Source organism: Caproiciproducens galactitolivorans, assembly GCF_029266045.1.
Classification (GTDB): Bacteria; Bacillota; Clostridia; order Oscillospirales; family Acutalibacteraceae; genus Caproiciproducens; species Caproiciproducens galactitolivorans.
Genome location: NZ_JAJUFJ010000023.1, coordinates 1 through 7,158, shown reverse-complemented (window position 1 = coordinate 7,158; position 7,158 = coordinate 1). Strand labels below are relative to the sequence as shown.

The following is a 7,158-nucleotide window of genomic DNA, read 5'->3' as shown; positions in this document are numbered from 1 at the left end:
ATGGCATGCAGGCGACGGCAACTAAAGATAGCAGTAAAAGCTGGTTTAGCAAGACGGAAGGACGTTTGTATGCTTACCCGGCCCTGATGGCGCGGCATAGGGATTTGGCGGCCGAATTGAGGGAAGCCTATCCTTTGGGTGCGCAAACGGTTGGTGATGGAACCGGTATCAGGGCGGTAGGTACCCACAGCGACGGGGCGGCAAAATGGGCGATACGGTTTGAGGGCATGGAAAAGGCGTGCGATGATAGTTTGCTTAAGGTATTGAAGGAATTTGAGCTTGTGAATGGTTTTTTAGAGCTGTGTTCGGAAGATGAACAGGAATTCGTGAAACTTAAGTATTTTAAAAACTTGGCGAGAAGTACAGTCATTCGAGAGTTGGCTATATCTCTTACGACATACTACCGCCTCAGAGATATAACGGTGACAAGAGCGGCGGCCATATTTGGCTACCTTGAATATGAGGAATATATCGAAATGCTGGCGCAATAGCCAGCATTTTGCATTTTGTGAGATTTTTCAGAGCCCGCGAAGCCAGTATTTTCCCATCGTGGTACTTTTACGGTACTTTTACGGTACTTTTACGGTACTATTTCGGTACTTTTTCGAGACGTTTATAAAACAAAATTGTGCTATGCTATATATAGGTCGAAGTGTCGACAAAATTGAACAGCAAACCGCTCTCGTGCAGGGCGGTTTTTATTTTTTATCAAGGGATGATGAGGATGAAAAGAACCAAGGAGCAATGCCGGTCGCCCAGCAATGGAAAAACGCCGGTGAAGGAGCGATTGAGCGAACGGGATATACGGGAACTGATGGCGCACGATTCGTATGAACGTACGGCGGGAGGGGCAATACGGTCCAGGAGGAGAATGGTGGTGTTGAAATGATGGAGCAAATGGTTTTTTGGGCAGTGCAGGGCGTGATTAGCGTGCTGTTGACAGCGGTGGCCTATTTTCTGAAAGCGACGCGTGAACAGATTGACCGGGATATGAGTGAGCGGAAAAAAGAGACCGATAAACTGCGGGATGAGCTCACGGAAATGAAGTCAAGCCTGCCGCGCACGTATGTCCTGCGCGAGGACTATATCCGGACAATGGCTGACTTCGGCCGGAAGCTTGACCGGCTATTGGAACAAAAATAAAAAGGTGGTGAAACACATGGCATTAGGAACAGTGCTTAACAAACAGGCCAGGGGCTACATCCTCAAGGTCTGTAAGATTTCATACCCGCAACCGGTGGGGTCCAATGTGCTGGATGTTTGCCTGGTGGACGCCGGTATGGCTACATCGCCTACGCAACTGGAGGGATATATCAAATACCTGGAGGAGCGGGGCTATGTGACAATCAAGGAAGCGGGCTTAAGTTTGCTCGGGACAACACTGCTATTGGTAAATCTGACGGCGAAGGGAATTGATTTGCTGGAAGGGACGCTCTCCGATCCGGGAGTGTGTTTGTAATGGCAAAAGGCGGCCGTAAACAAAACCGCAGGCACTATAAGGTGGAGCGGCTGAAATGCCGGGAGCTCATTGACCGGATGCTGGCGGACGGATATATTTACGAAGATATCATGGAAGCGGTAGCGGAAGCCGGTGAACGCATTTCCAAGTCGTCAATCCAGCGGTATCATGCATCCTTTGAGCAAGTGGCCGAACGGATTACAAAGACGCGGGAACAAATGAAAGTTCTGATTGATGCTGTGCGCGATCAGCCTGGCACAGATCTAGCCGAAGCGGCAAACCAAGTCATGATGCAGGGGCTCTTGACGCGAATCGCGACCGCTGGCGACGAATTTGACGCGCTGCCGCTGGATAAGGTCGGGCGCTTGGTGGCGTCCTTGGAACGGAGCGCAGTGGCGCGGGAAAAACTCAAATTGCAGTATGACCAAGGGGTAAGCGCGGCGGTGGGCAGGATTATGGATGAGCTCAGGACGGTGCTGGCCGATATGCCGGAAACACTAGCTGTGCTGGCGGCCAAACTGGAGACTATCCGGACTGAACTGACGGCCGGATAGGGGGTGCCTTATGGCGACAAGAAAGAAGGCGGCCAATGCGCCGCAACCCAAACAGGCAAATATTTTAAACCGTCTGGTCGGCCAAGAAACGGCACGGGAACCGGAATACTGGGAAATTGTGCTGCTGCATCAGTATGCCGACCTTCATCCGGATATAGTCAAGCTGATCAACGAACAAAAGGCTCCGCTCTTCGGCCCTGCCGGTATCCGGAAGGCTTTAGCCGAACGGGAGCCGGAATATTTTGCCCGCGCCTACTTTCCGGAATATATTCCATCGGAAATGCCACCGTTCCACCGGGAATGGTGCGAAGATTTCCGTGACGTTGTGGAAAAGGGCGGCGGCTCCAGTGTGGTGCGGGTGGCACCGCGCGGCCACGCAAAAACAACGCTATGGGACTTCATTTTTCCGAACTGGACGATTGTCTATAAGAAAAAGCGTTACATTCTGATTTTGTCAGATAGCTATGACCAGGCGCTGTCCTTTATCACCAACATTAAGGACGCGCTGGAGAACAATGACCGCATCCGCGAGGACTTCGGCGATCTCAAAGGCAAGGTGTGGCAGGAAGGCAAGATTGTCACCGCCACCGGCGTCATTGTCGAAGCCCTGGGCGCAGGCATGAAGGTCCGGGGCCGCCGCAACAAGGAAAAACGGCCTGACCTTATCATCGTTGACGACTTGGAAAACGATGAAAACGCTGCTACACCGGATCAACGGAAGAAATTGAAGAAATGGTATAAGCGGGCGCTGCGGCGCGCCGGGGCTGCTTACACGGATTTCTTTGTTGTCGGCACTATTATTGACGACGACTCGCTCCTGGCGGAACTGACGCGGACACCCGGTTATGATGTGAAGGTGTACCGGGCGGTTCTTTCTTTTGCGGAACGGGAAGACCTCTGGGACGAATGGAAGCGCATTTTCACCAATCTGGATAACCCGTCCAGAGAGAAGGATGCCCGCGCTTTCTTCGACAGGAACAGGGCGGAAATGCTGCGGGGGGCAAAAATCCTCTGGGAAAATGCAAATCCGAATTTTCCGGACGGTTATTACTCCATCATGGTGGCCCGCGTGGTTGATGGCGAGGAGTCCTTCTGGTCGGAGCTGATGAACGACCCGAAGTCCAGCGAAGCGAAGTTTTTCCAGCCGGTCGAATATGACGATGACGGGCGGCCGCCCCTGGCGAAGATGCTGCTGGTCATGACGGTGGACCCAAGTTTGGGCAAGACGGAGAAATCGGACTTTTCGTCGATCATCGTGCTGGGAACGGACCGGGAAACAGGACAGATGTATACCCTGACGGCCGATATTGCGAGAAGAACGCCGGACGCCACGATTGAAGCGCTGTTTGTTACCGCCGAGTTTTATATGAACCAGGGGCTGCGGTTTAAGGTTGTGGGCATAGAGGATGTGCAATTCCAGGCGTTTTTCGCAACCGAGGCATTTAAGCGGGCCATGAAACGAAGGCTGCATTTACCGATACGGCCGTTTCATCGCCGTCTGCCCAAGGATGTCCGGATTGAGGCGATGCAGCCCAGTATAAACAATGGCTATGTAAAAGTGCATAAAAAACATACGCTGCTGCTCACGCAGCTCAAGAACTATCCCAAAGGGAAAAAGGACGGTCCCGACAGCTTGGAAATGGCGATTGACCTGTCGAAAAGCGGCAGCGGCCGGTCGGGTGACAAACCGGGCGCGGTGGTCGGGGAGACGGCGGTGGCGGGGATTGAATGGTAAAAGGAAAAGCAGCCGGAATGGCTGCTTTAGATTGAGATTATTTGTCATTAACATTGGATATAGAGAAGAGAATCCCAATATCTCTTGAAATTCCAAATCCGTATTTGATATTTCCACGGACAGCTTCTTTTGTCGTCTTATCAGGAACATCTGCCTTAACATTTAGCTCTTTCAAGAGATTACCGCGCTCATCGGGAGATAATTCTGGACTTGTCATTGCAATCAGCGTTCCCATACAAACAATTATTTCAGCACCGGATTTTGGGGTTCCATCCCCGCGACCATACATGATAAGGTTGCGCACGGTATTATCGCTTTTATTGACGCTGCCGCTTATGATAATGTTATCGGTAAGTTCACAAGTAAGCTCTCTATATTTCTCTTTTTCCGTAAGAGTAATATTTTTAGCTTTTAGATCTGAATTGAAACTATCGGCGGTAGCGTTAAATTTTAGGATAAATTGGTCACTAGTAAAACCAAGATTGTAGGATTTTGGTGCAGAAATCGTAGATTTATGGTCAGATTGAGACTGTGTTTGTGTGATTGGTTGGGTAGTCTCGGTTGGTTTTGGTGAACTACAGGAATTAAACAGCCAATTGCCAGCCAGAAGAATGATCACAAGCATTATGAGGCAGCCGATGCAGCCTTCCTTGTTTTCTTTGGCTTTCTTATCCTGTATATGTTCCAAAGGCAACATCTCCTTTGCGGTTATTGTGTGTTGATGTCAAACATTGTACAAATAATTCAGCAAGTTGGTTATAATTTCCTGCTTGGTAATGAATTTTTCGCAAATAATTTGAGACACAAATATTTACAATAGTAAAATGAAATGCTATGATATGTAATGAAAGGAGGTGAAATGTGGAAGAGGAATATTTGACACAACAGGAAGTTTGTTCGTGGCTGAAGATTAGCCTAGCAACGCTTTGGCGTTGGCGCAAGGAAGGATTGCCGTATGTAAAGTATGGCAACAGTGTAAGGTTTAAAGAAACAGAAGTTAGTAAATGGCTCGAAAAAAACAGGAAAAATAAATAGAGAAGCTGGTCTTCTTGGCGGTCGACAGCTTCTCTACACCGACACCCCACCGAAGTGGGCTGTACAAGGATAGTATATCATTGACAGCCTTCCTTCGGCAAGGGTGATTATGCGAAGGAGGGTATTTTTTTATGGAATTGAAGGAAAGGATTTATGCCGAGCTTAGGATATTGATCAATGCGTTGGAAGGGAATCAGCTGGGACTGAATGATTTTCAGGCAAATCTGGTCATGCATCATACTTGCTGCTTAGCCTTGGTACTGGATAGCAGTCTGACGGATGTCGCCCGTCGGCGGGTGATGATGGCGGTACGGGCGAGGGGGACGAAGGCATGAGCGGGATAAGGTGGCAAAAGCAGGTGGTATGGCAGGGGAGAGAGGTGGACTTGTATACGGACGGTCAGCGGTTGTTGGTGGTGCGGCGGCAGCTAGGAAAGCTGCTCGGCTACGTGCGGCCGGGGCAGGAGCTTTACCGGCTGGAGGGCAAGGGCGGCCTGGCGGCGGGCGAGGCGGTGACGGCGATGATTGAACGGCCGTTTGCCGGGCGGCATGCGGAGCGCCTGTACAGTTTGCGCGGGGCGATGGAGCTGGCGCGCCGGTCGCAGGCCAGGGAGGCGCGGCAAGTGCATGCTTGGCTGGAGGGGTTGGCGGCGTGCGTTTGTCCCGCAGATAAAGCGGTTGTTCCCGCCAGTGCGGCGGAGACGGCCCAGGCGGCGAAGAAGGCGGCGCAGCAGGGTCTGGCGCTAATTAGGACGGCGGAGTTTGACGGGCTAGCGTGCGACTTTTACGGCGACGGGAAGGAGCTGTGGCTGACGCGGGAGCAGATTGGCCGGGCGCTGGGGTATAGTGATGCAGCTACAGCGATTACAAAAATTCATATGCGCCACAAAAATAGGTTAGATAAATTTTCAGTAACTACCAAACTGGTAGGTACTGACGGCAAACAGTACGATACTTACCTCTACTCCGCCAAAGGGGTATACGAAATTTGCCGCTGGTCGCGGCAGCCGAAGGCCGACGCTTTTTTCGACTGGGTGTATGACATATTGGAAGGCTTGCGGCGGGGACAATTAGCCCTGGTTTCAGCGGACAGGGCAAAGAAACTGGCGGCGGCTCTGCAAGAGATACTGACGCCGGCGGAGGCGGCGAAGTTGGTAGAGGCATTCACACGTTAACAAATGGGAGCGCTTTTGAAAGGCGCTCCTTTTGTATTTGGCAAAGGAGGTGATGGTAATATGGATGTTGCGGAAAGGGTTATATCACTTTTGCAGGAAAACGCCCAGGCGATACAGTGTAATCAAACTACCATGGATGTTGCTAAGGGGATTATATTGGCATATCTGACGATTCGTAGGTTAGAAGGGGAGATTAATGACTGTCCGGCGGAATAAAACCGGTGGTTATTTCTTGGAAGTCAGTTTATCTAATTTCTGACTAATGTTCGCCAGGAGTTGAATGATTTGCTTTTCTGCCGGTGTACAACGTGATGGATTGGGATTAAAACGAGGATCATCTGAGGCACGGCAAGCTGCTGACAGTTTACCGTGGGCAGCGCAGAGGTCGGCTAACCAACAATCTTTTGATTCTGACATGGAGCTCCTTTCTGCCTGGGCGCAGATGAATAAATTCGATGAGCAATACAATCATTCCTGGCAAAGGAGGTGAGAGTTTGGCGCTATATAAACCGCAGGTGGGACAGATTGGCTCACAACTGGACACGTCATTTTTCCTGTTCGACGACTGCATTAGCAACCTGGACCCGGTGCCGGTCGAGGAGTATGAGCGGATGATTGATAGCGATGAAACGGTGGAAATCTCGCTGTTGTTTTTGACGATGTCCATTCTCCTGAAGATCGGCGAATACAGCCACGAGAACCCGAAGATTACGCAGTTTGTGCAGGAGAATTTTGAGCAAATGGAAGATAACCTGTATACGGCGTGCGAGGAAATGCTGACGGCGTTGTGGGCGGGGTTTTCCGGCACGGAAATTGTGTGGCGGACGGACGGGGATAAGCTGTATCTCCAGCGCCTGGTGACGTATCATCCCGGGACGCTTTTAATCCGGGTTGACCGGGAAACGGGGCAGTACCGGGGGCTGAAGCAGTGGCGCTGGTTTGCCGGGTCGCCAGTGGATATCCCGCCGGAAAAAGCGATTCTTTATACGTACCGCAAACGTTTCGGCAATCATTACGGCCGCAGCATCTTGCGTCCGGTGCGGAAAAACTGGCTGTTAAAGGATCCGGTGCTTAAGATGCTGGCGCGGGCGCTGGACCGGTTCGGGACGCCGATCACGTCGGCGGTGGTGCCGGATGAGGATATCCGGGACCCGGACAATCCGGATAAGGAAGTGAGCCAGCTTGAATACGCGGTGCGCCT

At 51.3% G+C, this 7,158-nt stretch carries 11 protein-coding genes; 10 read left to right on the top strand and 1 reads right to left on the bottom strand.

Translation table 11 applies throughout. The annotated features are described in order from the left end of the window. From P9B68_RS11600 to P9B68_RS11575, 6 genes are all read left to right on the top strand, one after another. Positions 1–491: hypothetical protein (locus tag P9B68_RS11600; RefSeq protein ID WP_277669109.1), on the top strand; the 491-nt coding region annotated here is incomplete at its 5' end. A gap of 233 nt (positions 492–724) precedes the next feature. Continuing rightward, positions 725–889 (top strand): hypothetical protein, encoded by a 165-nt coding sequence (locus tag P9B68_RS11595; RefSeq protein ID WP_277669108.1) that lies wholly within the window; start codon positions 725–727, stop codon positions 887–889. Next, a complete protein-coding gene (locus P9B68_RS11590; RefSeq protein ID WP_277669107.1) occupies positions 886–1,143 on the top strand; it encodes a hypothetical protein in 258 nt (85 codons plus the stop codon). Before P9B68_RS11595 ends, P9B68_RS11590 begins: the two co-directional genes overlap by 4 nt. A 106-nt stretch (positions 1,144–1,249) precedes the next feature. Beyond that, a complete protein-coding gene (locus P9B68_RS11585; protein ID WP_277669106.1) occupies positions 1,250–1,459 on the top strand; it encodes a hypothetical protein in 210 nt (69 codons plus the stop codon). After that, on the top strand, positions 1,459–2,013 hold the full coding sequence (locus P9B68_RS11580; RefSeq protein ID WP_277669105.1) for a phage protein Gp27 family protein: 555 nt from the start codon (positions 1,459–1,461) through the stop codon (positions 2,011–2,013). Before P9B68_RS11585 ends, P9B68_RS11580 begins: the two co-directional genes overlap by 1 nt. A 10-nt stretch (positions 2,014–2,023) precedes the next feature. Further along, positions 2,024–3,748 (top strand): hypothetical protein, encoded by a 1,725-nt coding sequence (locus P9B68_RS11575; RefSeq protein WP_277669104.1) that lies wholly within the window; start codon positions 2,024–2,026, stop codon positions 3,746–3,748. A 37-nt stretch (positions 3,749–3,785) separates the two neighbouring features. On the opposite strand, the gene P9B68_RS11570 is transcribed toward P9B68_RS11575, so the two are convergent. After that, on the bottom strand, positions 3,786–4,436 hold the full coding sequence (locus P9B68_RS11570; RefSeq protein ID WP_277669103.1) for a hypothetical protein: 651 nt from the start codon (positions 4,434–4,436) through the stop codon (positions 3,786–3,788). Positions 4,437–4,609: 173 nt separating this feature from the next. Here P9B68_RS11570 and P9B68_RS11565 point away from each other — a divergent pair, with 173 nt between their 5' ends. From P9B68_RS11565 to P9B68_RS11550, 4 genes are all read left to right on the top strand, one after another. After that, positions 4,610–4,783 carry a helix-turn-helix domain-containing protein gene (locus P9B68_RS11565; RefSeq protein WP_277669102.1) on the top strand — a complete coding sequence of 58 codons (174 nt, stop codon included), beginning with the start codon at positions 4,610–4,612 and terminating at the stop codon, positions 4,781–4,783. Positions 4,784–4,914: 131 nt separating this feature from the next. Further along, positions 4,915–5,118: a hypothetical protein gene (locus P9B68_RS11560; protein ID WP_277669101.1), complete on the top strand. Its 204-nt coding sequence runs from the start codon at positions 4,915–4,917 to the stop codon at positions 5,116–5,118. After that, complete coding sequence (locus P9B68_RS11555; protein WP_277669100.1) at positions 5,115–5,957, top strand: BRO family protein; 843 nt, start codon at positions 5,115–5,117, stop codon at positions 5,955–5,957. The genes P9B68_RS11560 and P9B68_RS11555 overlap by 4 nt, the downstream gene beginning before the upstream one ends. A gap of 494 nt (positions 5,958–6,451) precedes the next feature. Further along, positions 6,452–7,158: phage portal protein family protein (locus tag P9B68_RS11550; RefSeq protein ID WP_277669099.1), on the top strand; the 707-nt coding region annotated here is incomplete at its 3' end.